The 25,573-nt window shown below is 42.0% G+C and carries 19 protein-coding genes and 1 pseudogene; 3 read left to right on the top strand and 17 right to left on the bottom strand.

Annotation, left to right across the window (positions count from 1 at the left end):
* Positions 1–47: 47 nt before the first annotated feature.
* The 4 genes and pseudogenes from NSTC731_RS11495 to NSTC731_RS11480 all read right to left on the bottom strand — a co-directional run.
* On the bottom strand, positions 48–1,031 hold the full coding sequence (locus tag NSTC731_RS11495) for a polysaccharide deacetylase family protein (RefSeq protein ID WP_445630910.1): 984 nt from the start codon (positions 1,029–1,031) through the stop codon (positions 48–50).
* 465 nt (positions 1,032–1,496) lie between these two features.
* Entirely contained in the window at positions 1,497–2,381 is an 885-nt protein-coding gene (locus NSTC731_RS11490; RefSeq protein ID WP_445630909.1) for an aspartoacylase, read from the bottom strand.
* Positions 2,378–3,433: a glutathione S-transferase family protein gene (locus tag NSTC731_RS11485; protein WP_445630908.1), complete on the bottom strand. Its 1,056-nt coding sequence runs from the start codon at positions 3,431–3,433 to the stop codon at positions 2,378–2,380. Before NSTC731_RS11485 ends, NSTC731_RS11490 begins: the two co-directional genes overlap by 4 nt.
* Positions 3,434–3,588: 155 nt before the next feature.
* A pseudogene (locus NSTC731_RS11480) lies at positions 3,589–3,796 on the bottom strand (IS66 family transposase); the annotation flags it as partial.
* Positions 3,797–4,154: 358 nt separating this feature from the next.
* Between NSTC731_RS11480 and katG the strand changes: the two are divergent.
* On the top strand, positions 4,155–6,437 hold the full coding sequence (gene katG, locus NSTC731_RS11475) for a catalase/peroxidase HPI (protein ID WP_445630907.1): 2,283 nt from the start codon (positions 4,155–4,157) through the stop codon (positions 6,435–6,437).
* Positions 6,438–6,838: 401 nt separating this feature from the next.
* Here the strand turns inward: katG and NSTC731_RS11470 are convergent, their stop codons facing one another.
* Positions 6,839–7,426: a BsuBI/PstI family type II restriction endonuclease gene (locus NSTC731_RS11470; protein WP_445630906.1), complete on the bottom strand. Its 588-nt coding sequence runs from the start codon at positions 7,424–7,426 to the stop codon at positions 6,839–6,841.
* On the bottom strand, positions 7,381–9,294 hold the full coding sequence (locus tag NSTC731_RS11465) for an Eco57I restriction-modification methylase domain-containing protein (RefSeq protein ID WP_445630905.1): 1,914 nt from the start codon (positions 9,292–9,294) through the stop codon (positions 7,381–7,383). The genes NSTC731_RS11470 and NSTC731_RS11465 overlap by 46 nt, the downstream gene beginning before the upstream one ends.
* Positions 9,295–9,538: 244 nt before the next feature.
* On the opposite strand from NSTC731_RS11465, the gene NSTC731_RS11460 reads away from it, so the two are divergent.
* Entirely contained in the window at positions 9,539–10,516 is a 978-nt protein-coding gene (locus tag NSTC731_RS11460) for a 2-hydroxyacid dehydrogenase (RefSeq protein ID WP_445630904.1), read from the top strand.
* 102 nt (positions 10,517–10,618) lie between these two features.
* On the opposite strand, the gene NSTC731_RS11455 is transcribed toward NSTC731_RS11460, so the two are convergent.
* The 8 genes from NSTC731_RS11455 to kdpB all read right to left on the bottom strand — a co-directional run bounded on the left by NSTC731_RS11455 (position 10,619) and on the right by kdpB (position 21,149).
* Positions 10,619–12,403 carry an iron uptake porin gene (locus tag NSTC731_RS11455; RefSeq protein WP_445630903.1) on the bottom strand — a complete coding sequence of 595 codons (1,785 nt, stop codon included), beginning with the start codon at positions 12,401–12,403 and terminating at the stop codon, positions 10,619–10,621.
* A 523-nt stretch (positions 12,404–12,926) separates the two neighbouring features.
* A complete protein-coding gene (gene pabB / locus NSTC731_RS11450) occupies positions 12,927–15,125 on the bottom strand; it encodes an aminodeoxychorismate synthase component I (RefSeq protein WP_445630902.1) in 2,199 nt (732 codons plus the stop codon).
* Positions 15,126–15,300: 175 nt separating this feature from the next.
* Positions 15,301–16,761: a hypothetical protein gene (locus tag NSTC731_RS11445; RefSeq protein WP_445630901.1), complete on the bottom strand. Its 1,461-nt coding sequence runs from the start codon at positions 16,759–16,761 to the stop codon at positions 15,301–15,303.
* A gap of 135 nt (positions 16,762–16,896) precedes the next feature.
* On the bottom strand, positions 16,897–17,295 hold the full coding sequence (locus NSTC731_RS11440; protein ID WP_445630900.1) for a hypothetical protein: 399 nt from the start codon (positions 17,293–17,295) through the stop codon (positions 16,897–16,899).
* 129 nt (positions 17,296–17,424) lie between these two features.
* Complete coding sequence (locus tag NSTC731_RS11435) at positions 17,425–17,790, bottom strand: TrkA C-terminal domain-containing protein (RefSeq protein ID WP_445630899.1); 366 nt, start codon at positions 17,788–17,790, stop codon at positions 17,425–17,427.
* Positions 17,791–18,093: 303 nt separating this feature from the next.
* On the bottom strand, positions 18,094–18,732 hold the full coding sequence (gene kdpC / locus NSTC731_RS11430) for a K(+)-transporting ATPase subunit C (RefSeq protein ID WP_445630898.1): 639 nt from the start codon (positions 18,730–18,732) through the stop codon (positions 18,094–18,096).
* On the bottom strand, positions 18,732–19,001 hold the full coding sequence (locus NSTC731_RS11425; RefSeq protein WP_445630897.1) for a potassium-transporting ATPase subunit F: 270 nt from the start codon (positions 18,999–19,001) through the stop codon (positions 18,732–18,734). The genes kdpC and NSTC731_RS11425 overlap by 1 nt, the downstream gene beginning before the upstream one ends.
* A 6-nt stretch (positions 19,002–19,007) precedes the next feature.
* Positions 19,008–21,149, bottom strand: coding sequence for a potassium-transporting ATPase subunit KdpB (kdpB, locus tag NSTC731_RS11420; protein ID WP_445630896.1), 2,142 nt, complete (start codon positions 21,147–21,149; stop codon positions 19,008–19,010).
* A 29-nt stretch (positions 21,150–21,178) separates the two neighbouring features.
* On the opposite strand from kdpB, the gene NSTC731_RS11415 reads away from it, so the two are divergent.
* Entirely contained in the window at positions 21,179–21,565 is a 387-nt protein-coding gene (locus NSTC731_RS11415; RefSeq protein WP_445630895.1) for a hypothetical protein, read from the top strand.
* A 180-nt stretch (positions 21,566–21,745) separates the two neighbouring features.
* Here the strand turns inward: NSTC731_RS11415 and kdpA are convergent, their stop codons facing one another.
* The 3 genes from kdpA to NSTC731_RS11400 all read right to left on the bottom strand — a co-directional run bounded on the left by kdpA (position 21,746) and on the right by NSTC731_RS11400 (position 25,567).
* Complete coding sequence (kdpA, locus tag NSTC731_RS11410; RefSeq protein WP_445630894.1) at positions 21,746–23,491, bottom strand: potassium-transporting ATPase subunit KdpA; 1,746 nt, start codon at positions 23,489–23,491, stop codon at positions 21,746–21,748.
* Positions 23,492–24,024: 533 nt separating this feature from the next.
* Positions 24,025–24,576, bottom strand: coding sequence for a hypothetical protein (locus NSTC731_RS11405; RefSeq protein WP_445630893.1), 552 nt, complete (start codon positions 24,574–24,576; stop codon positions 24,025–24,027).
* A 145-nt stretch (positions 24,577–24,721) separates the two neighbouring features.
* The gene (locus NSTC731_RS11400; protein ID WP_445630892.1) at positions 24,722–25,567 is read right to left on the bottom strand and encodes an ADP-ribosylglycohydrolase family protein; all 846 of its coding nucleotides are present in this window, start codon (positions 25,565–25,567) and stop codon (positions 24,722–24,724) included.
* Positions 25,568–25,573: the final 6 nt, after the last annotated feature.

Genomic DNA, 25,573 nt, shown 5'->3' with positions numbered 1-25,573 from the left:
ACTTCTGAATTCTGAATTCTTTTAATATAATCGCATAGATGATATTTTTACCTTTTTTGAGGCACTAATATAGGTAGTTTCGGTGCATTGGCTGCAAATTTAGCGTGTTGTCCAACAGTTAAAACATTAAACTGACTGGATATAATTGCTAAACTTTTGTTCACTATTGCCAGCTTTTTGTAGGTAGGGACACTCATACCTGGGAAAAATGAGAGTTCTGGCACATCTTCTTGACTTACAAAATCTGTAGGATGGAGTAGCAAAGAAGGCTGGACGCGTGTAACTTTACACAGCCATAGGGCAATTCGCAGATAGAGTAACGCCACTTCCGAAGAAAATGTACTCAGAAACATTATGTAACTGAAGTGAATTGGCACTTTAAAAATTGGCATGGTGGTAACGGGAATCTCAGTTAGCTTATCCTTATCTAGTTTCCACTGGTAAGGTTTTAGAGGCTGCAAACCCTGTTTAAAACCGCCAAACAGCGCTTCCCGTTTTTTACGTTCTTCCTTGCTCAATTTACAAGTTATTAAATAATATGCTCGTGCTATGGGGCCCAAAAATGTAGGAAAAGTCGAAGCATCATATTCGTATCCCCGACGTGCTAAGACTTTCAAAACTGCTGGAGAAAAACTGTATCCTGGCCCCCGGAAGCCGATAGGATGTTGATGAGTGACGCGCTTGATATGTTCTTCGGCCAGTGCCACCTCTTCTTCAATCTCATTCTCTGAATACAGATGTAGCCAAGGATCGTGATAGAATGAGTGGTTGCCAATTTCGTGACCGGCGCTAGCGATCGCTTGTATTGCTTTGGTATTCTTTTCTAGCGCTGCATCCTGACCGACAATGAATACTGTGATTGTCAAATCCCATTGCTTGAGAATATCTAAGAAACGAGGTACTGCGATATCCAAGTAAGAAGGATAAGTCTGCCAACCCGGAGCGCCCTGATTTTTTAAATAAGACCAAATATTATCTAAATCTAAGGAAAGACTGGCTATTGGTTTGTTTCTTTTTTGCTTAATTTTCATTATGAGTTCAAGTATTTAGACAATTTTAAGCGTAAATTATATTGTTAAATTTGAATTTTATCAGTGAATTTCCATAGTTCGACTCAGGGCTGAGTTTAAAATAAAGCTCAAGCCTGAATGTTTGCATTTCCTCCTTTTTAAAACAAAGAGTTACTTTCAAAGCAGTATTTCATAGACATTGCCTAGATTAGTGGATTAGATTTATATTTACTTCTCTAAAAAATATTGCCAATCAATTAGATAATAGGTTTTCAACGCTCCTTTGATATCGATTTTATCAAACCTTTTGACGACTTTTTACCCTGATACTTAATTACCGAGCGGTAATATATTATAACTAAGATATATATAACATAAATAGTTTTTAGTGATTGCGCTAAATATATGAAGTTATTAATAATTTTCATCTTCAATTTTTATCATCACTTCGATTAAAAGCAATTATCCAAAAACTTTATCCACATCTTAGATGTTGATTTGCTGCTTTTGGGTTAAACACATGGCAATTCCCTTTTCGTAGTAAGCTGCCTCATTAATAAAAATTGGCCAAACAGTAGATGCACCTTCATAAACAATTGTTTTATCGTCAAAAGTTAGAAAAATTGGATCTCCTGGGTTCAAGGCTTGATAATCCTTATCCTGAAGCTCTGGATGAATCATTCCAAAGATTGTACCATCGGGTTTTTTTGGGTAGTCTACAACTGATAAATGGTCATAGAGAATCAACGTTTCATTATTTGATGGAATTTTACCCTGATTAAACTGTTCTAAGTAGTCTAGAAGGGCGCGAACAAGTTCCTCTGTTTCTTGGAACAGCGTTGCTTTTAAAAGTCCTTGGGCAATTGGGCCAACCTCGAATGCAAAACCTAATTCGCACAGAGAATTTACAAATGGGTTTTCTGCAATTGATTTAAAAGAACAGCGATAAACCTTAACTAAAGGATTAATCTGGCTCAGATAAGCAGCCAATTTTAAATTTAAAGGATGACTATTATCAAGAATAATTGTCAAACCCATATTAGCTGTACTGCTGTGCAAGTCTAAGATGAAATCTGCTTGTTTATCCTTATTTGATACTAGGGTATCCTGAATTAATTTAGCTTGCAAATCTTCGTAACTATTTAGAGTCGGATCTTCTAAATCTTGCTTGAGAAAACAGCGATTTAAATCTTTCTCAACATATCGTCTCCCAGCGGCAAAAGCATGAGGATTTGCTAACAGGGTGACTGTCTCAAAACTCGGTCTAGTAATTAAATCGGGAAACTGAGCAAATTTCTGGATTAGGTAGGCTCCTGTAAACTCATTGCCATGAGTTCCACCGACAATAGCAACTCGATTAATCTGGTTCATGAAGCATTTACCTTGCCAATGCGATCGCGCTCATGTGGTTGATTAAGATAGGACATATCAGGGCCATTGGGGATAATTCCGCCGGGATTGAGTGGGAATAGGTTTCCGTAGTAGTCCCGCTTCACGCTTTCTACGTCGCAAGTGTCAGCCACACCCGGAAGCTGATACAAGTCACGCAGATAAGCTCCGAGATTTTGATAGTCTCGAATTCGCTGCCGATTGCATTTAAACAGCCCATAGTAGGCACTATCAAACCGAAATAATGTTGTAAATAACCGCACATCTGCAAGTGTCAGATGTTCACCGCAGAGATAGCGATTAGTCTGCAATGCAAGTTCAATCTCATCAAGAGTTGCGAACAGTTCATTACAGGCTTGATTGTATGCTTCTTGACTTTGGGCGAAGCCACAGCGATACACACCGTTATTTACAGTGTGATAAATCTTCTCATTCCACCAGTCAATTTTCTCTTTAAGTTCTTCTGGGTAAAGGTTTAGCGTCGGATTGTTGGCAAATTCGTTAAATTCAGAGTTCAGCATGACGATAATCTCTGAACTCTCATTATTAACGATCGCTTTTGTTTGGTTATCCCATAGTACTGGTACTGTCGAGCGTCCACTGTAGCCGGGTTCTGCCTTCTGATAAAATTCAGCCAGTGTGCGACAACCTTCAACTTCATCGTTAAATATCCAACCGCCTTCAATGGGAGAAGGAGAGACGATACATACTGATATTACAGCTTCGAGTTTTTTAAGCGATCGCACAACCAAAGTTCGATGCGCCCAAGGACAGCCCAGCCCAACATAAAGTTTGTAGCGCCCCGTTGCTGGTGGGTGGGGATTCCCTGATTCTGTACCGATGAACTTGCGAAACTGGCTATTAGGACGAATATATGCTCCCGACTGATTACGAGGAGCCAGATTTGACATCATTATCTGCCACATAGTCGTCCAAACAAACTTTCCTAGCCAGATAATCAGCTTGGGAGGAAGCGACTTGCCTTTCTTCTTGGGGAGCTTTTTCTCGTCATCCATTGGAGTTGAGTTAGTCATGGCGACAATTTTGCTTTGGGAGCGATCGAGGTTACTGCTGTATATGCTGTTAAATTTATAATCCGTAGGTTCTCATACCTATACGCACCTTGAGATTTCTTACTTTACTTTACTACGCTTTGCCTGAACTGTCGGATCTATGTAAGGATTCAGGTCTAATATTGGGGAAGTAAAGAAGGGCAAGACAGACAATTATTAAAGTCAGCAATTAGAGCTTGTGCAAAAAAAATCAATAACAGACCTACCTTGACGGCGATAAGTCTGCACCACTGTCAACAAATTAGCAGTATGACAAAACCGCTCCATCGAACGGGAACCACCACTAATCTTACGTTTTGTCACAGCCAAACGAAGAGAGCGTTCAGTGTTTCATCTATATGAATATTAAAGCGATCGCCTGTTCAATGATGATATCCACCAACTCTTCTTTGGACAGCTGGTTAAGACTTTCCCGGTCGATTTGTTGAGGCGCGTTGAGGTTGATGATTGTGATACTCTACCCCAAGCGTCCCCTTTGTCAATACTCTGCCACCTGAATCCTTACGACGCATCGTTGTAGCGTTTATCTGCGGCAGCAGGCATTGTAACAATGATAAGATATCGGGCATGGGCGGCAAGTGGTTTTTGAGTTGTCGTTGTGAGAGACAATAACTCTACTACGAAACGCCCTACCTCTTCATCCTCTTATTTTGGCAACGGTATTGAGAAGAGATTGGACTTTATGAATAACAACCCTGTCACCCCTCCTGCACAATGTCCTTTCCGTGGAAGCCGCATTGGCGGTGCGCTCGGTTCCAAGCCGCAAACTGATGATTGGTGGCCGAACCGACTTCAGGTCGAACTGCTTCACCAAAATTTGCCCCAAGCTAACCCGCTGCGAGATTTCGATTACAAAGTAGCCTTCGCGAAGATTGACTTTAAACAGTTGAAGAGCGATATCAAAGCGCTGCTGACCGATTCGCAGAACTGGTGGCCAGCCGACTATGGTAATTATGGACCTCAAATGATTCGCATGGCGTGGCACTCAGCAGGCACCTACCGGATCGCAGACGGTCGGGGCGGAGCGAGTCAGGGTATGCAACGCTTTGCACCAATCAATTCGTGGTGGGATAATGGGAACACAGATAAATCACGACGGCTGCTCTGGCCCATCAAGCAGAAATATGGTGCGGCAATAAGCTGGGCTGATTTGATGAGTCTGACTGGCAACTGCGCGCTCGAAATCATGGGGTTTAAGACCTTCGGTTTTGGTGGCGGTCGCATTGATGCCTGGGAGGCAGATCGCGCGACATACTGGGGGCCGGAGTTCTGGAACGGCGATCCGGTTGACGATATCAAGGAACACCCTGGTCATCCTGACGAGATGGTCACTCGCACGATTCGGTGGGTTGGGAAGCCGAACGAGGAATACTACGACCTTGAGAACCCGCTAGCAGCTTCGCACCAGGCGCTAATTTACGTCAATCCAGAAGGTCCAAACGCCGAAGGCGACCCTCATGGCTCGGCGCGAGACATTCGCGAGACGTTTGCGCGTATGGGCATGAATGACGAAGAAACTGTCGCGCTGATTGCAGGTGGTCATGCCTTTGGCAAAAGTCACGGCATGGTCTCGCCGGACAAGATCGGTCCAGCACCGGAAGCCGCGCCGATTCAGGCGATGGGCTTAGGGTGGCAGAACCCTGAAGGCACTGGGTTTGCCGAATATACAATGACGAACGGGATCGAAGGATCGTGGACTCCAAATCCAACCCAGTGGGACAACAGTTACTTAACCAATCTTTTTAAGTACGATTGGGAACAGACAAAAAGTCCAGTAGGTGCCATTCAGTGGAAGCCGAGCAATCCTGATGCGCCGAAGACACCAGATGCCCATCAACCGGGCGTTGAACATCCGTTAATGATGATGACTTCGGACATTGCCTTGAAGGTCGATCCAGTCTATCACGAGATTTGTCAGCGCTTCTTGGATGACTTCGATTACTTCAGCGATGCGTTCGCGCGTGCTTGGTATAAGCTGATCCATCGAGACATGGGTCCGAAAACGCGCTATCTTGGTCCGGAAGTCCCAGAGGAAGATCTGATCTGGCAAGATCCAATTCCGGCACTGGATCATGATGTCGTTGATGCCGCCGATATCAAGTCTCTCAAGGATAAAATTTTAGCAAGTGGACTCTCTGTTTCGGCGCTCGTGTCAGCCGCTTGGGCAGCGGCATCGAGTCACCGCCATTCCGACAAGCGTGGCGGCGCAAATGGGGCGCGCGTTCGCCTCAATCCTCAGAAAGACTGGGAAATGAACCGCCCGCAGGAACTCGGCGAGGTGCTATCGACCCTTGAGCAAATTCAGGCGGACTTTAACGGCGCTCAGTCGGGCAACAAAAAAATCTCGATCGCAGACCTGATCGTCCTCGGTGGTTGTGCTGCGATCGAGAAGGCTGCACAAGAGGCTGGACTTTCTGTTGCCGTCCCGTTTACTCCGGGGCGGATGGATACGACTCAGGAGCTGACAGATGTTGAAATGTTTAATTGGCTGAAGCCAGTTTCGGATGGTTTCAGAAATTATCACAATGAGGCGGTTGGCTATAAGGTGAAGCCAGAGCGTATCTTCCTGGATCGAGCGCAGCTCCTCACGCTGACCGCGCCCGAATGGACGGTTCTAGTTGGCGGACTTCGGGCGCTCGATCAGAATTGGGATCATTCAAAGCACGGTAGCTTCACTGACCGACCGGGTGTCTTGACCAATGACTTTTTCCGTGTTCTGACCAGTATGGACTACGAGTGGAAGCCTGTTGACAATCGCGAGATGCTTTTTGACATCTGCGATCGCAAAACGGGCGAAACGAAGTTCACCGCGACACGTTGCGATCTCATCTTCGGCTCGAACGCGGAACTTCGTCAAATTGCTGAAGTCTATGGCGCTGATGACGGTCACGAGCGTATGGTCAAGGACTTCGTTGCGGTCTGGAACAAGGTAATGATGCTCGATCGCTTCGACGTTTGCGCTTAACAGACTAGTGGTCTGTCTCATTAATTCTGAAGGGTTATAAAAGTTCGTAGTAAAAACTTTAGTCCTTGATTTGAGCGATAAATCGCTCACTACAAACCTAGCAAAATTAATGCGATAGACCACTAGTAGTACGCCAAGGCAACTTGGCGGGGTAAAGGGCAAGGGGAAAAGGGAAAAGGTTTTTTATCCCTTACCCTTTTCGCTTTACCCTTTACCCAACCTCTACCCATCAAAGTTGGCTTGCCAGACTACTAGCTAAATATTGACGCGCACTGAAGATTGCCTCCAAAAATGGCGATATATCAACTCAGCCTCGGAAATTGGCGAAGGTATTGATATTGTGGATACTGATATCGCCTTAACGCTTCTTTTTACACAGATGATCAAAAATTAAAAATAGTTTATTCCGTTTCAAAATCTCTATCCATTTTGTAAGCCTGTAATAAATATTCTCCATTGAAGTGAATGAGATGAGTAGAATCTTCTGCAACCCAAACATCGGTTTCCCAAGCAATTTCAGCCAAATACTCTACTATCGCTTTTCGGCTTAAAAAGGTTGTCACCATGACAAGGGGGATTTTTATATCGGCAAAGATAACTTCAAGTTCTTTCTTCCGTTTAGGGTTAATTGGCCCATGAGAAGTTACAGCTTCAATTAAAACTAGCCAATCATTTTTTAGATAATGGATAATCACATCAGGCATTTTTCCGTGAGAATCGATAGTAACACCTAAATCTCTCAATGCCACTTCATTGAAATGTGCAAACTTTTCATCTGTATCACCAATATAAATCAGTTTTCCTCCTGGTGTAAAACGTTCTGCAAACTCCTTAATAATCTTTTCAATCAGAATATTCTGTCCACCTGGCGATAGAGTTTTTACCTCTCCCTCAATTAATATCGGAATACGTGATAGTTCGCGTTCCTGAGCATATCGTTTTTTCAAAGTTTCAACTGAGCCAGGTAAGTATGAATACTCTTTTTCCATTCATTAGTTCCATAAGTACGTAAGAGTTCAAGCGCACTTTCTTCAATCTGATATACTGTTTTCGGACTGTTAACGGGGCGTTCAGGTGCATCTGGATTTACAATTATCAAAGCCGCATCTAAGAATTGATGGACTGTTTGGCGGCGAACAGTTTCCCGCGTATTAGGTTTATATGTTTTGCCATAGTGCAGTGCTATAAATTCCATCATTGGCGTAATTCCCATTAGGGGAGATGCAGCAGTTTCCCAAGGATCTGTTGGTTTTAAGTTAAGTAGAGCCAGTAAAGTTAAGGCTGAACGCTCATTAAGTTGTGCCCGTGGAAGTCCAAGTTCAATTAGAATTTCTAGTGCTTCATCAATACGGGCTTTAATTATTAAGGGGTTATTTTCAGACTGATTGCTCATAGTCAGTAACTCTTTTTGCACAATTTCATCAATTTCTTTCTGTGATGGGAAATGCTCAGTAATATATAGCCCTACGGTCATTAGTTGTGTTATTGTCGGATATTTTAAATTTCGTAAATCGGTTGCATTAACCTGAGTATGTCCATTAAACAACCGAAAAAATGCGTCAATGAGGCTAGAGTTAAGATAAGCAGCAAGACCACGTGCTAAGGTAAGATTAAGTCCTCTTCCGTTCTTGTGAAAATAATTCAGGTGATTTTCAAAACCTACCCAAGAACAATTAATTTGGTTAGCATCATATACAACAGCAACAACTCGTTTTTTTTCCTCTTTTGAGGAGAATCTTTTAGTCAAAACATAATGTTCATTTGGTACTAAAATAGATACAGTTGCTTCTGCATATACCAGAGCTTGGTGTTTTTTAGTTACTTTGGGATACTCAACATATCCTTCTGAAAAATTCAATGGATAAATCAAAGGAACAGTGTCTTCATTTGGCATTAAACACAGATATTCTTTAGCACGAAAATCTACAACACGTCCCGTTGATACAGTTAATTCTAGGTCTTTTAATGTGCAAGTAAAGTTAGCCATTTTTTGAATGACCTGCTGACTTACTGGATCGGGGATAATGTGGATAAATTGTTGCGAGTCGTGGGAATGAACTATCTCTGTATAAGGAGAGGAATTTGACATAATCAAATCATCATCAACGCTTGAACTCGTACTAATGAGTACGTTGTCAAATTTGGGTTTTTGTTTGACAGCATGAATGATAATTGTTTCCTGCAAAACTTCATCATCACTAAAAGCTTCTTGTCTGGAATCAAAAAGATGTATCTGGTCTAAAGCCATCATTTCCAAAAACATTCTGCGGAAGTCTCTAAAATATGGGCCATTACAGAAACTACGCGGTGAAATAGCTACAAGCTCGCCTCTTGATTCAAGCAGCTGAACTGTAGCAGCGATAAAACCTGTATATAGATTGCTGGTTTCTAATCCTATAGAACGTAATAAATCACGAACTTTGGAATGAGCATTAATTTTTAAATATGGGGGATTGAGAATAGCGTGGGTAAATCTACAATTTTCAGGATTATCAAACAAATTAGGCTGAAGAAGTCTGACTGCATCCTCAATAAAATCCTTATTTCGGATCTCATAGTTTAAAGATATCCCAGCTATTTGACATTCTCTAGCAGATAATTTCAATGTTTGATGCAAATACCCAATCAGAAAAGGATCGATTTCATAGGCAACAATATCTACATTGGCTGGGCGTTGTTGGCTCTGACAAAGTTTAGCCACAAACGCTGCAAGTAATGAGCCAACTCCTGCTCCAGCATCAAGTAAAGATATTTGAGGACGATCGAATTTGCCAAACATCCCAACCATTAATTCTGCGACTGAAGCAGGAGTCAAAAATTGGCCCAGTTTTCCTTTTTGCTTTTGATCCTGTTTCAAGCTTGCAGCAATCCTCAGAAGGTCTACTTCACCGAGTAAGTTTCTGGCAGAACATTTTGACAAGCTTTTGAATTTCAACAGCTTGTGATGATTTTCTGTAGACTCTCTATTGCTTGATTGGAACATCACGGCTCATTTTCACAGAACAAAAACCAACTTTATCAGGTTTTGAATTTCCGCCATGATATTTTAAGGACAAACCGATGCAAGAAGCGTCTCTTTTTCCAAAAATTATTTTAAAACTATGCTTCAAGCTAAAGTCTTCGTCACTCGTCGCCTACCCATCAAATTAGAGCAACTGCGATCGCTCGCCATTGTCGAAGTTTGGCCAGAACGTCAACCCCCTCCCTACGAAATTTTACTAGAAAAAGTTAAGGAAATAGATGGATTGCTATGTCTGCTGACCGATCAAATCGATCGCCAACTCATCGAGTCTGGGAAACTCAAAGTCATCAGTCAAATGGCGGTAGGTTACGATAACATTGATATTGACGCAGCCACGGCACAAAAAATTCCCGTCGGTAATACTCCTGGGGTATTAACCGATGCTACCGCAGATTTTGCCTGGGCATTACTAATGGCAGCTGCACGGCGAGTAGTGGAGGCAGATCGATTTACTCGTGCAGGATTGTGGCAGACTTGGGAACCAGATTTGTTATTGGGGCCAAATGTTACGGGTGCAACCTTGGGGATTGTTGGTTTTGGGCGCATTGGACAAGCAGTTGCTCGTCGTGCCAAAGGCTTTGAAATGCAGATATTGTACACGAGTAGGCAACGATGCAGCCCAGAATTAGAACAATCTTTAGGTGTAGAGTTTGCTACGTTAGAACACTTGCTGCAAGAGTCTGATTTTGTGACACTGCATACACCATCGGCTGATGATACTTACCATCTAATTAGCGATCGCCAATTTGAATTGATGAAGCGATCGGCTATTTTGATTAACACGGCGCGGGGAACTATTGTAGATCCAAATTCTCTGTATCGCGCCCTTGCAAACGCTCAAATCGCGGCTGCGGCTGTAGATGTCACCGAACCAGAACCGATTCCCAGCGATAGCCTGTTGTTAACCTTAGATAATCTCATTATTGCACCGCATATTGGCAGTGCCAGCCGTCAAACGCGCTCAAAAATGGCTTCAATGGCGATCGCTAATTTAATCGCAGGATTAAGGGGCGATCGCTTGGCTAATTGTGTCAACCCTGAAATTTATGATTCATAATTCACGCCTGATGTGAATTATGAACGCCCTCAATCTAGTACCGCAAGGCGGAAGTTAAAAGGGACGCATAGTTATGCGTCCCTAAAGCAAATTGGTAAACCTTTAGAAGGTGAAAGTTGTTCTCAGCGTACCGATAATTGCATCATCGTTGTTGCTGTTTTGACCAGGAGAGGTCAACCAGATGACGCCAGGGGTGATTGAGATATTATCTGACACGCGATACTTGTAAAAGCCTTCAAAGTGATAAGGTATATCATTACCAGTACCAGCAAAAACTCCGCCTCGGTTACGGGCATAAGGTTCTGCACCAGCAAAAACCCCTAAAACGTTACCCTTTTTACCGAGATCGGGTAAGGCCACTCCCAGACCGTAGCTCCAAGCTTGATAATCATCACCAGCACCAAAGCCTGTGATATCGTGGTAAGAAACGAAGCCACTGACTGACAGTTTGTCGCTGGGTCTAAAAGCTGCTTCTATACCGTAAGAATTACTGGAAGATCCGTTTAAAGTACTTAGGGTGTTAGCTTGACCAGTACCTACGACGCGGTTAGTACTACCCAAACCACCACCTAGATCGAATAAATTACCACCTCCAGCGCCATGATAACCGTGAACGTAGGTAGCAGCTATAGATAAGCGATCGCCAACACTAAAGTTCAACTGTCCCAAGGCTGCATAGTTACCATCTATTAAACCTTGATTTGCCCCAGGATTATTAGCATTTGATGCCAAGTAACCAATAGTCAGCGAACTTGGTCTCAAAATACTGCCACCCTTACCAAAGGGTAAAGTCAGTGCTGCACCTGCACCACCACCAATGCGATAAATCGGACTTTCAGAAGCAAAGGTAGACAAAGCACCATTACCGCCATCAAAGTCCTCAAAGTAAGGGTTGTTAGTAGCAACATAATCGCTATGAATACCTCCGGTGCCTGCAAAGTAGACTTGGGCTGGGCCTATAGGTACGTAATACGCCAACCAGTCGATAATCACACTGTTGTTACTAGTGCTACCGATTTGAAATGTTTGCGTACCTTCAGCAGTATCGATCCCAACACCATTATTCCCTACTTGTGTAAAGGCTAGTGCATTCCCGGCTGCAAGACGGGTGTGTAAAACGTCTTTACCCGTGAAGCTGGTTTGCAAATCTAAACGTACCCTATCTTGGAAGACAGTATTATTTGCATCGCCAGTGTTATTGCCAAAAATATCAGTAGCGACAAAAATAGCTTCACCCACCAATTTTGTGGTAGTGGAAAACTGATTAGCTTCTAGTTCCGCAGTCCGTGCTTCTAAAGAATCTACTCGACCGCGTAGAGTTGCCAGTTCTGCCGAGAATTCCTCTTGCAAACGCTGGAGAGTCGCCAAATCCTGTTTTGTCACTAAGTCAGCAGTTGCGGTCGCAATCAGTTCATTAACTCGATCTAAACAAGCATTCAAACCTGCGGCAAACTCATAACGAGTCAGTGCCCGATTGCCTCGGTAAGTAGAATTTGGGTATCCAGCAATACAACCGTAGCGCTCAACCAAGGATTGCAAAGCTTGGAATGCCCAATCAGTCGGCTGTACATCAGAAAATTGAGAAACTGATGTAACTTGAGACAATGAATTCTGGTTCTTGCCTTCGTTGCTGTAGCGATTAACATCTTCTAAAACCTTATTTTCATCAGCCTTTTGGGCAAGCAATTGCTGATTAACTTTTGGTTGCTCTGTTTGAATGAATATTGAAGCATTAGAAGTTATTGGTGCTTCTGTCTGAGCAGCTTTTAACTTTATATCTTCAAAAGAGCTTGCTCCTTCAGCAGCTATAGCTCTTGCGGAAACCAACACCGTCACTCCCAAAACTACTGGACTTAGTACCAGAGTTTTCCACAATAAATCAGACATTTTTATTTTCCTTTCCCAAAAATAACCTAAATCAGTTGGTTTAAGAAAAAGAGAACAAGCAATTATTCTACTTGTTAGAAATCTTATCAGATTGCTGTTACCTAAGCCATATCTAAGAAGGTTTTATCGGATGAAGAATCGTAAAGTCTTGCAGATGTATGTTTACTAAAGGTCGTGATTATAAGGTATTTTTGCACGTTTTTGCGCGATTTATGAACTTTGGTTTCTTGTTTTTAACCTTGATTTGCTAGATAGTTTTTATCTTTGAATTTATTGCTAAATCAAGAAAGTGCATTTCTTTATTGGGTTTTTAATTAGTAATTAAAAATTATTAATTATGAATAACTTTGACCCTACAACCTGCGGAATATCGGTTTAAAGTCGAGGTAAACAGTACGTAAAGCACTACAATGAAGCGAGAAGGCAGTGATTTATTATCTATCTAAACTGTTCGATTTGATTCATCACTGATTACTTCTATATCCCACCCAAAACAAATTTTTATTTTTTTTAGTTCCCTAATTTAAGCAGTTAATTTTTCATAACTATCGGCGATTGTTTCTAATCCCAGAATGTCATAATTCTTTGACTCAGAGGTTCCATACATCGTCAGAAGCAGAGCGTCGATTAAGGCTTTGGCTTTAAGCAGCGTTTCCTGAAACTCCATCTCCGGTTGAGAAAGGGCTACAATTCCACCACCTATACCAATGGAAGTTTGATTGGGAGTCAAAACAGCAGTCCGAATCACAATATTCAAATCGGCTGAACCATTCAAACCCAAAAAGCCGATCGCACCTGAATAAATTCCTCGCGCCTCTTGTTCTAGGCGATCGATAATTTGCATGGTGCGGATTTTGGGCGCACCAGTCATCGATCCTCCGGGAAATGCAGTTCGCACGCAATCCACCGCTTGTAAATCTGAACGTAATCGCCCGCGTACTGTTGTTACCAACTGATGTACTGTTGAGTATGTTTCCACATCCATTAATTTTGGTACGTGGATGCTACCAATTTCACAGACTCGTCCCAAATCATTGCGTAACAGATCGACAATCATCAGATTTTCAGCTTGGTCTTTTTCGCTGTTGCGTAGCTTTTCACGGAGGACAAAATCGGCTTCGGGAGTTTCTCCTCGTGGTAGGGTTCCCTTGATCGGTTTAGTTTCTACCCAACCTTGGCGATCGATCCGTAGAAACCTTTCTGGAGATGAGCAGGCGATCGCAACGCTCGCCGCAGGCATCGCAATTTCACCAAAGCGTAAAAATGCAGAATAAGGAGCCGGATTGATTTTACGTAATGTACGATAGAACGTCAATGGGTCGGGGGTTGCATCGGTATGAAGCTGATTTGTCAAGCAAACTTGATAAGTTTCTCCTTCGTGAATTTCATCCAAGCATTGCTGAATATCTTGAATGTAATTTTGGTAAGTGCGACTCAAACGGAACTTAACAGGCTGACAACTTTCTTGGGGTACAAGAGAAAAAAGAGGATCTAGAGTTTCGAGTTGTTGTTGGATAGTATCAAACCAAGTTTCTACCTGTTCTGTTTGTCCTTTTTTGATTAATTGCAGCAAATAAAGGCGCTGTTCTTGATGATCGATCGCAATCATGCGATCGGCAAGTAAGAAAATTGCATCAGGTAATGGTGAAGAATGCACCAATGACGATCCACACTCTCTCTTGAGTTCATAGCCAAAATAGCCCACAAATCCACAGTTAAAATCAAACGGTAAATCATCAGCTTGGCAACTTCGGCAGTCTATTTCTCGCTTCAAATACTCAAAAATACTTTCGGTGCGACGAGTTACGGTATCTAACTGTGTAATGATGATTTCTTGCGTTTCGGTATTATATCGTACCAATAGACTGTTAACCCCGCTTCCATCACCCATAAATGAAAAGCGAGATAGACCAAATTCCACACGGCTGCTATCTAGCCAAAAAGCGTTTGTTGCATTCCCAAATAGCTGTACAAATATTTGTTCTGTATTTGGGCAGATATCTAACTTACGCGTATACAATTCAAACTTCTCTTCCTGTTCTTGGCAGGGTCGATCCACAACAGGAGTAACATCTCCATATCCAATCCAATATTGCTTTTGTGGACTTCTTGATGCCTCCTGCCTCATAAACGATTTCTCTGTAAATTGCTGCGTAATATCTCGAAAGTTTTCTAATAATCTTTGCCCATATTCTGTACAGATAGACTCTGGGTGAAACTGCACACCCCAAAAAGGTAGATGTAGATGACGCAATCCCATCACCAATCCTTCTTCTGTCCAAGCAATTTTTTCTAAACATTCAGGTAGTTCATCAGCAACTAACAACGAGTGATAACGCACCACAGAAAACTGATTAGGAATACCTTGAAATAATTCTGAATTATTATGATAAATTTTACTGAGTCTGCCATGTCGAACTTCCGGTGCATGAATTACTCTTCCACCATATAGATAGCCAAGTCCTTGATGTCCCAGACAAACTCCCAACAAAGGCACATCCACATTCTCAATTATTTGCCGACAGACTCCAAAATCTTCTGACCTTTCTGGACGACCGGGGCCAGGTGAAATCACAATGTTGTCAAAAGCAATTTCTTTTAATTCATCCCAGTTAAGGCGATCGTTATAAATTACTAGAGGTAGTTCCCTATTTACCTCGGCAATCATTTGGTAAAGATTAAATGTATAAGAGTCATAGTTATCAATAATTAGCGTTTGCATACATAGTCACTTAACTAGCACATATAGCAATCCTAAATCATTCGTGAAAAATTAGATCCCCAACTTCTTCAAGAAGTCAGGGATCTGGCTTAAGTTCTATAGGCACATCTTCAAAAATAAAGGGTTTTAAAAAACTTTACTGGATGAATGATGGCTTGTTTGCCAAAGGTCACATTTATACAAGAATTTCACTCGATTTTGTGCCATTTCTAGATTTTACCTTCTTGTTTTTAACCCTGATTTGTGGTAAGTCTTTTTTGTCTTTGTAAAAGTAACATATTTCTACTAGAGTTGGCCATATCTCTAGATAGCCGTGAAATTGGCTAATGACATCATCGATAATTCTGGAAACATTTTGCTGAAAAAAGTCTGGTTCAAATCCATAGAAGACTCTCGATAAATTCTCAGCAAATAATTGGAGTGACTGCTTGCGTTCTTCATTCTGGGTAGAGATTGAGGCTTTGACTACTTGCCTGTGGATAGCAGAGATTTTTTCCAGGATTTCCTCAGAATCTTGTAAAGTGACTTCACCTGAGTAATCAAACTTGATTCCCAAATCGTCAAGATGATAAACACTGTTTTTAATTTTCTTTTTCAGCAAGCTACATATTTCTTCATTAAATAGTTCGCTAGCGAGAGGATTACGCATATAGTTATTTCTAATATGGTTTTGTACAGCATCAACGTGTGCAGCTGCAATTCCTTCTTGCTGTATCCAAATCCTGTATATATAATCCTCAAATCTGAGCCGAGTTGGAAAGAAGGGTGGTAAACCTAGCTGATTATCATATCCAGCGACTCCACAATCCATTCTCCAGTTTTTGTTAGTAATAACGGGTCTAAAATTGGTAAGAACATAAAAATCATTTAGGTCATTGGGGCTAATTTGATTCTCATCATTGAGATACATGTGAATAAAATCAAGGGTATCAATATCATTAGTTCCTGTGCGAAAAGTTTGGGCAATCTTGACGATCGCATTATTCAAGACTCTCCCCTGTTGTAATAAAAGGCTGTTCTCTCGGAAGTAACCTTTAGTTGTGTTGGTTTCTAAATCCATTGCTGTATCAAGTACCAGTTCTCCAGACTCGAAGTTTTCTGGTACATGGCTGGCTTTTTGACCTAAAACATCACCAAAAGCCGTGAGTAAGTCAAAAGATTTATGGACGTAGCCACCTTGTTGGTTAGATTTAATTAATTTTCCTCGACATATTTCATCACCAGATAAAGATTCTGGGCTAGTTTCAATTAATGCATCTGGACGCATATCGTCATCTGCACTAACCATTAAATGTCCAAGGGTATACATGAGTGTGAAGTTACGATTTCCTCCATAACTAGGTCGGAATAAGTTTTTGACTAGTGATTCTAGCTTGCGATCGCGCAGTCTTTCGTTTAAAAATGTAATAAATTGCTCTTTCTGTTGTGGGCCAACATAAAACACGTCATTGACTGTCTTAGTCTGCTCTAAAAGTGGATAATATTTCTCGTGATTGGCAATGCTGGAATCGTCAAAAACGATTATTTTTAAAGCATGACCATTTGCCCAGAAATTCTCATCATACTTTTCGATAGTTTGTGCGACATCTCTCAATCGATGAGTTGGAATAACAAATACTGTTTCTTTTTGTTTCATAAAATTTGTTTGGGTTTTTCAAATGAACTTTCTAATCTTTAAACAAAGTTTGAAGGTTCTCAGGCTAACTGCTTCCAGAATATCTGCCACTGCAAATTTGCATACTGGAGGTTAGCACCATAAGCATAAATTCACCTATTTAGGGCTGTAGTCAGAACAATTGAGTGCTTGTTTCGTTAGAGCAGTGGTAGGATGTACTGCACACTTTAGAAAATAGTTATTGTTAAAAAATTGGCATTTTTTACAAGTATGTTGCTCTAAATGTTTGATGCTGACTATTTCATCTTTATCTTGCACCGCATTTTCTGGGGGATCTTCTAGTGCTTTGCAGACAGATGAAACTAGAAAAACAACAATTGCCCAAACAATCATGAAAGAAATGTGAGCCAAAAACACTGCTACAAAGGGAATGTCTCCGTCATGTGGTTTGGTGTCACTATGTGTTGCCTTAGACAGGTTAGCTTCAATCAGGGTGGACTGATGAATACTTTTTTGGGCGGATACATAAAGTCGGAAAAGTTCCGAAGTATGCATATTAAAAACCTTTAGCTAGTCGAACTCAGATCCAGTAAAGTTAAAGAGGCAGGAGGCAAAAATATATTTTCTTACTCTTGCTGCAAACTCGAACTGCCTTCTGCCTTTATTCGAGAAATGTTCATCTGTCTAATAATATGTGGAATTGAGAGTAGTTGATAGGTCTAGGTTATTTGAATTAACAGATTGACTTTCTCTTAGTCGAGCTTCCAATAAGCAACTGTTGAGGTAATAGTAAACAGAATGAATTTTTTTAAGAGTCACTTTCAGAGCGGGAACCATCATGGGATGGGTTGCTATTGCTAAAATGTAATCTCCAGCGAAAATACTAGGATTATCTGTTGCTGAAATAACTTGAGTTTCTCTTAAAACTCCTAGAAAAACGCATTTATTCGGTAATTTAATATCACTTAAATAAATGCCACAGTAAATGCTATTATCTTCGATAAAAACACCAAACAAGCTTGGTTCTAAAGGTTTTTTATTTTTCAGCACAAAATGTTTTTTAACTCTAATAGTATTGTCTAATACTTTCCGAGAAAAATCTGCTGTTGCAGAGATATATTTTGAAGATATATAAAATGTATTAATTAAATAGAGTAGGTATTTAGTAATTAGCTAAACAGGTATATGTTTAGAGATATAGGTTTTAGATATACCTACTAAAAATCAGATTCTCGACTTATTAAATTAAGCCGAGAATCCTACATTTAGATTTAAAGTAATCACTAAGGATTACTATAGATAATTATTTTGAATAGAAGGCATAGCAAGAATCAGCAGCACTCTCTCAAGCCTTTATCCCTTAATCTTATCTAAAGCTAAATTCAGCTTCAACACATTAACTCCAGGTTCGCCAAAGATGCCGAGAAAGCGGCCGTCGGTGTTTTGGGAAATTAAAGTTTCGAGTTGGTTTGGTTGAACGTTCCGCGCCTTGGCTACTCGTGCAACTTGTGCGATCGCAGCTTCCGGGGTAATATGCGGGTCAAGGCTGGAACCAGAGGTGTAGACTAAATCGCCAGTCGGCTGCACACCTGCTTTTTTCAAACGATTGAAGTCACCCTCAACTTTTTTGCTGGGGTCTGGGTCATCTTTACCTTTAATGCGTTCCATTAATGCGGGATTACTGGGAGCCAAGTTACTAGCGCCAGAAACTCCAGTTTGCAAAACTCCCGCATCATCTTTTTTCGGATCGGCTGTGCTGTAGCTGGTGGTACTGGGGCGGCTGTTAAAATAGCGATCGCTACTAAAAGGTTGACCAATCAAAGCAGAACCAACAACTTGACCTGTAGCATTTTTCAGGAGACTACCGTTTGCTTGAAAGGGAAACACAATCTGCCCAATGGCAATCATCGCAAAAGGATAAATAATCGCTCCAATAACCCAAAGTACTAAGGTAGACCGAACAGCTCTACCAGCTTCGCGTGCAAAACTCATTAGAATTTCTCCGGTACAAACATGACAAAAAATAAATAGATGGAAAGTCCCAGTGTCGTTAGTCCTAACAGTCCCAATCCCCAAGATTGACTGCGGGAAAGTTGTTCATTAGTAGCGGCATAAACCATAGGTGCAACCACTAGGTTGAAACACATCGCCAAGAACAAATACAGTGGTAGCTTTTGTCTTTGCCATTGACACCAGATTTCAGTTATTTCTTCTAATACTTGGGATGCAAGAATAGTGCGGCGGATCTGAATAGGTTTCATAGTAAATTAAGACAAAGGTAGGATTATATCTATCAGTTTGATGGCAATGAAGGGAGCAACGATACCGCCAAGACCAAAGATGAAGATGTTACGACGTAGCAGTTGATCTGCTGTTAAAGGTAAAAACTTCACCCCTCTGAGTGCTAGCGGAATTAGTGCCGGAATAATCAGAGCATTGTAAATCAGCGCCGAGACGATCGCAGATTGGGCACTTTTTAATCCCATAATATTAAGTGCGCCGATTCCTGCGGCGGCGAAGATAGTAGGGATGATTGCAAAATACTTGGCGATATCGTTAGCAATGGAGAATGTTGTCAACGCCCCACGAGTAATTAGCAACTGTTTACCTATGGTTACTAAGTCAATTAACTTCGTGGGATCTGAGTCTAAGTCCACCATGTTAGCAGCTTCTTTAGCAGCTTGCGTCCCCGAATTCATTGCCACACCCACATTTGCTTGAGCCAAGGCAGGGGCATCGTTAGTACCATCCCCGGTCATTGCCACCAGTTTACCCTGAGATTGTTCCGAGCGAATCACCTCAATTTTGTCTTCTGGAGTCGCTTCGGCAATGAAATCATCCACCCCAGCTTCTTCGGCAATCACCGAAGCGGTAATCCGGTTGTCACCTGTGAGCATGATCGTGCGAACACCCATGCGGCGGAGTTGGTCAAATCGCTCCCGCAAACCAGGTTTGACAATATCTTTCAGGTAGATGACACCATAAATTTTGTCATCTTGGCAAACAGCTAAGGGTGTACCGCCCAACCGGGAAACTCGCTCATAAGCTGCATCTATATCATCAGGAACGTTACCACCACGAGAACGGACAAATCCCTTAATCGCATCCACCGCACCTTTGCGAATTTGTTTGCCATCGGGTAGATTCGTGCCACTCATCCGGGTTTTGGCGGAAAATTCTACACCTTCGGCTTTATCAATGTTAAAGTCTACCCCAGCCTGGGCTTTTTCGGCTAAAATCACGATCGATTTTCCTTCTGGCGTTTCGTCAAACAAGCTAGCAGCTAAGGAAACTCGCGCCACATCTATTATTGAGTGGTTATCCAGGGGAATAAACTCGTCAGCCATCCGATTTCCCAAGGTGATCGTGCCCGTCTTATCCAGCACCAAGGTGTTGATGTCACCGCAAGCTTCTACTGCTCGACCAGAGGTAGCGATAACGTTAAACTGGGCAACTCGATCCATCCCGGCAATACCGATCGCACTGAGCAAACCACCGATAGTTGTGGGAATTAAAGCTACCAGTAGCGAGATGAGAATCGCAACGCTAGCACCCGCCCGTAAACTGTTCCCCGCCTCAACACCAAAGGCTGTGCTGATAAAACTGGCGATGTAGCCGACAAATGGGGGCATAGTTGCCACCACAATCAAGAATACTTGCGTTAACACAGCCAACAATACCGTCAAAGCAATCTCATTGGGAGTCTTGCTGCGTTCTGCCCCTTCTACCAAGGCAATCATGCGATCGATAAAGCCTTGTCCGGGATCGGCACTAATCCGAATTGTCAACTCATCGGAGAGTAAGCGTGTACCGCCTGTCACCGAACTAGCAATATCTGTACCTGGTTGCTTCAATACCGGGGCAGATTCCCCAGTGATTGCCGACTCATCCACCGAGCCAATGCCTTTAATCACATCCCCATCGGCGGGAATCATATTATTGGCACTGACTTTTACCAAATCGCCCCGTCGCAGTTCTGTAGAATTGACTTTTACTATCGAACCATCGGGGAGGATTTTGTTGGCGATCGTATCCGATCGCGTCGATCTTAATGAATCAGCTTGTGCTTTACCCCGTCCTTCAGCTACGGCTTCGGCAAAGTTGGCAAAAACGAGGGTGAAAAAGAGAATAAAGGTAATCAACCCGTTTAAGACACGTTGTTGGTTAACATCAGCTTGGATTGTGCCAAACAGATTTGGGTTAAGGGTAACAAGTAAGGTGATAATTGTCCCTACCCAAACAACAAACATCACTGGGTTTCTAACAGTAATTCGCGGATCGAGCTTGACAAATGACTCACTAATTGCTCTTTGATAAAGTCCCCGCATATCTGTTTTGGGGGTGTGTTTGCGCGAGTCACGAGTTCCAGATGGAATACGGGAGGAGGGAGAATCAGTAGTAATTGGCATACATTAAATTTTGAGCATGAGTCTTTGAGGTGGATGAATCCAGTTCAAAGGTGGATGAACGGAGTTCAGAGGTGGATGAATCCAGTTCAAAGGTGGATGAATCCAGTTCAGAGGTGGATGAACGGAGTTCAGAGGTGGATGAATCCAGTTCAAAGGTGGATGAACGGAGTTCAGAGGTGGATGAATCCAGTTCAAAGGTGGATGAACGGAGTTCAAAGGTGGATGAATCCAGTTCAGAGGTGGATGAATCCAGTTCAGAGGTGGATGAACGGAGTTCAGAGGTGGATGAATCCAGTTCAGAGGTGGATGAACGGAGTTCAGAGGTGGATGAATCCAGTTCAAAGGTGGATGAACGGAGTTCAAAGGTGGATGAATCCAGTTCAGAGGTGGATGAATCAGTCTTTACCCCACCCTAACCCTCCCCTTATAAAGGGGAGGGAACTAGATTTTCTTGTTTCCCCCCTTTATAAGCGATGCCCTGAGCTTGTCGAAGGGGGGATTAAGGGGGGTAAAATGCCTGTGGAATAAGTATTTGAGCTTAAGTTGACACTAATGCCCCTTATCCCCTTGTCTCCTCATCCCCTCATTCCCAATCCTTAGCCGATACCTTTGGCAATAAAGAAAGCTTCACCAATGGGCCCCAATGCCAGCACTGGGAAGAATGTAAGTGCGCCCAGGATTAAAATCACGCCTGCGGTAACGCCTGTAAATAGTCCGGTATCCGTTCGCAATGTACCAGTGGTATAAGGAACCGCTTGTTTGCGAGACATACTATCTGCTAAAAACAGTAAACCGATGATGGGAATATAGCGTCCTGCAATTAAACTGAAGCAGGTACTCAAGTTCCACCACAAAGCGGTTGCAGTTGGTGCTGTACCTGTAGCGATAGCCAAAGGTGAAGGTTGTGAATCTCCCAAGCCTTCAAAGCCAGAACCGTTGTTAGCAGCCGCAGAGGCATATTCATAGATAACTTGAGCAAAGCCGTGGAAACCGGGATTGCTAATTCCTGCTAATTGATCGGGAAACGCCAAGGCGATACCTGCGGGAATCATAATTGCGATCGGGTGAACTAGCAGAATTAAAAAACTAGCAAGGACAACCTCGCGCTTCTCAATCTTGCGTCCGAGAAATTCGGGTGTGCGTCCCACCATCAACCCTGTGGCAAACACAGCCAAAATTAGATAAGCGAACAAATAAGCGGTTCCCGTACCCTGTCCACCCCAAATAATTTGCAGGAACATATTGGAAAGGGTAATAAAACCGCCGTTGGGCATGAAGGAGTCGTGTAAACTATTGACTGCACCGCACATAGTACCAGTTGTAGTGGTTGCAAATAGTGCAGATTGTGCCCAACCAAACCGGACTTCTTTACCCTCCAAATTCGGTTGCTGACTACCAAGCAGTGCATTCACAGCCGGATTACCGTTGTATTCACCAATGGCAGTGACGATGATAAATACTAAATAGAGAACGCCTACCATACCGTAGACTAACCAAGCTTGCTTAGTGTTATTCGCAAACAACCCATAAGTGTAGATTAGGGAAGTTGGAATCGCAAGCATGGCGACAATCTGAATCAAGTTTGAGAATCCATTGGGATTTTCAAAAGGGTGTGCCGAGTTGATGGCAAAAAAGCCGCCACCGTTTTCTCCTAATTGTTTGATAATTTCAAAATGGGCAACAGGGCCACGAGCGATCGCTTGACTAATATTTGGATCTTCCAAGGTGGGGAATACAACTGCACCCCCCAGTGTTTCGGGAACGCCAGCTGCCATAAGAGCGATCGCGCCCACAATACAAATAGGCAGTAAAATTCGCGTAATCGAGCGAATTAAATCTACATAAAAATTGCCTAACGATCTACCAGTCAATCCGCGAATAAAGGCAATTCCCACCGCTAAACCAGTAGCAGCAGAGGTAAACATATGATAACCAAGTCCCCACATTTGGCTGCCATAGCTCATGTAGGTTTCACCAGAATAGTGCTGCTGGTTAGTGTTAGTAATAAAAGAAATAGTCGTATGCAGCACTGTATCCCAGGTTGGCGCATCTATCTTGCTTGGGTTTAATGGCAGCCATCCTTGATTCATAATAATCAAGAAAATCAGCAACCCCATTGCGACGTTGCTGTATAAGATTGCCCGCCCATACTGCCAGCCGGTCATATTTTCTTTGGTTTTAACGCCAACCAAAGCATAAAGCACTCGCTCAACCGGATTCAAAATCGGGTCGAGAAAAGTACTTTGCTCTAGATAAACCCGCGCCATATAGCGCCCAAAAACAGGAGTAATTGCTACTACAATTAGTAGCGTTAATATAATTTGAATCCATCCTTCTAGCATGAGTTAATCAAACTCCAACCTAAGTAAATTTGAGATAAATATCAAATACTTTCTTGTTATGAATCGGAAATATTTATGATTTATATCGGCATCATTATTAACTAACCAACCTATAAATATGGGCTTTCTAAATCAATCATGGAGCTTTTTTTGAAAGAACACAAGGTATAAATTGATATTTAAACTAGGTTATATAAGAAATATATGTTTCTATGTATAAGAGTGTTTATCTATATATATATCTGCAAATATACAAAGACGGCTAAACCTCGTCTGCCTTGAGAACTGTAGTTTTGTAGGTTGGGTGCAGCGATAGCGTAACCCAACATAAAATTTGGTGGTAATGTTGGGTTGCGTTTCACTCCACCCAACCTACATTCCTACTTAAGAATCTAAAAAGGGTGGTTATAAACTGCAACGATACAAACAAAACCACGATTTACGCGCAATTCGTCAAAAAGCTTAATTTATCAAACCACTTTCTCTACGAGATGTTACACGTTGCTTCTTTAAATATTTTACAAAACACAAAATTAACCTAAATATGGATATTTGGTAACATTACATTTCAATAATTGCATCCAATATTTGGTAGCGTTTTTTTGAGTTATTTCTATATCGCGCAAATTATGACCTTTGCCTACATTTAACATATAATATGTTAGTTGTAGAGCTATAAATAAATAATTTAAACCCAAAGGTTTGAAATGTTGCAAAAATAGGTGATATATAACTTGAGATTTCTGTCTATAGCGAAAATGTATCCACCATTTTGTTTGATGTTCGGCTATACTTTTTTGTAGACCTAATATAGCCTCAATCTTTATAAATTTATCTTTGACTTGATTATAAAATTTTATTTCTTTTTCAATTTCTCCAGCCTTGTATGCTAAATCAGCATCATCAGATAACTGATAGGCTTCACTAATTAAATGACCAACATTTTCTGCTTTTTGTTGAGCGTATCCAAGTTTAATATATATTTGAGTTGCTGCTTCTGCCAATTCAGCAAATTTTTCAGCATCATGTAGCCAATATATTTTTGTTTGTAGTTCTCCTAAAGTAGAAGCTAGAGTATGATTCATCAATTTGGCTTGGTTGGCTTGAAATATGCTTTCGATTATCTAACTTAAAATTAAACACTAAAATATAGCCTTTTGAGCATCTGAACTCAACTCGCTCCAAAATTAGAAAAATCAGATTACCTAGTGCTACTCTGATGTATTAGATTTAGTCGATCTCTTTACCCACCAAACTCATTAACTGCTTATCCAGTTCGATGAGGTAATCTCTACCGTAAGCTCCATTCTCTAACCCTGTGACAAGATGATTGGGAATGTCTTGAGTAATTTCCTCGCTACAAGAACCGGCAGCCAAGGCGATCGCGGCTACTGTATCGACATCCCCAGTAAAAGCTATACAATCTTGTAAAAGTTCGCTCATACTGTCATTTCGCATCACCGCAGTAATCGCTGCTCTGACACTCATCCAGCCTTTGGACTTGACTTTACCTTCCCACGGTTTATTCCACTCTCCAGATACATAACCTTCCAGAAACCGTCCTAATTTGCCTTTTGCTCCCAGTCGATAGATAAAATAATGCGACATTAAGGCAGCCGCAACGGCAGCATTGATCCCATCGGTTGTATTGTGGGTAATTGCTGCTTGAATTGTTGCTGCCTCAATCACTTTTTCTGGTGTGGGATAGATGCCAATGGGTGCTGCACGCATTGCTCCCCCGCTTTTGTCACTATCAGGGTTAATTTTCGTTAAAAACTCTTCCCCATCCTGAATTTCTAATAGAAAATGGTAGAATCTTCGAGCATAACCTTCTCTTCGATCGCGTTTAAAAGCTCTAACAAAACTATCGGCTAAAACTTCTGGCGTCCACGGTGCTTGAGCAACAATCACTTCCGCAATGGCAATACTCATCTGGGTATCGTCGGTGTAGCTGCCAGGATTGAGTCGAAAACGCGGATGTTCGACGTATCGACTCAAATCGTTGTTAGCGATCGCTTCGTCTGCATATTCAAAGCCTGCACCGTAGGCATCTGCAATCGCTAACTCTAGCAGCATAAGAAA

Source organism: Nostoc sp. DSM 114167 (genome assembly GCF_052692655.1).
Note: the sequence above shows the minus strand (reverse complement) of the source record. Positions and strands in the feature narration are given on the sequence as shown.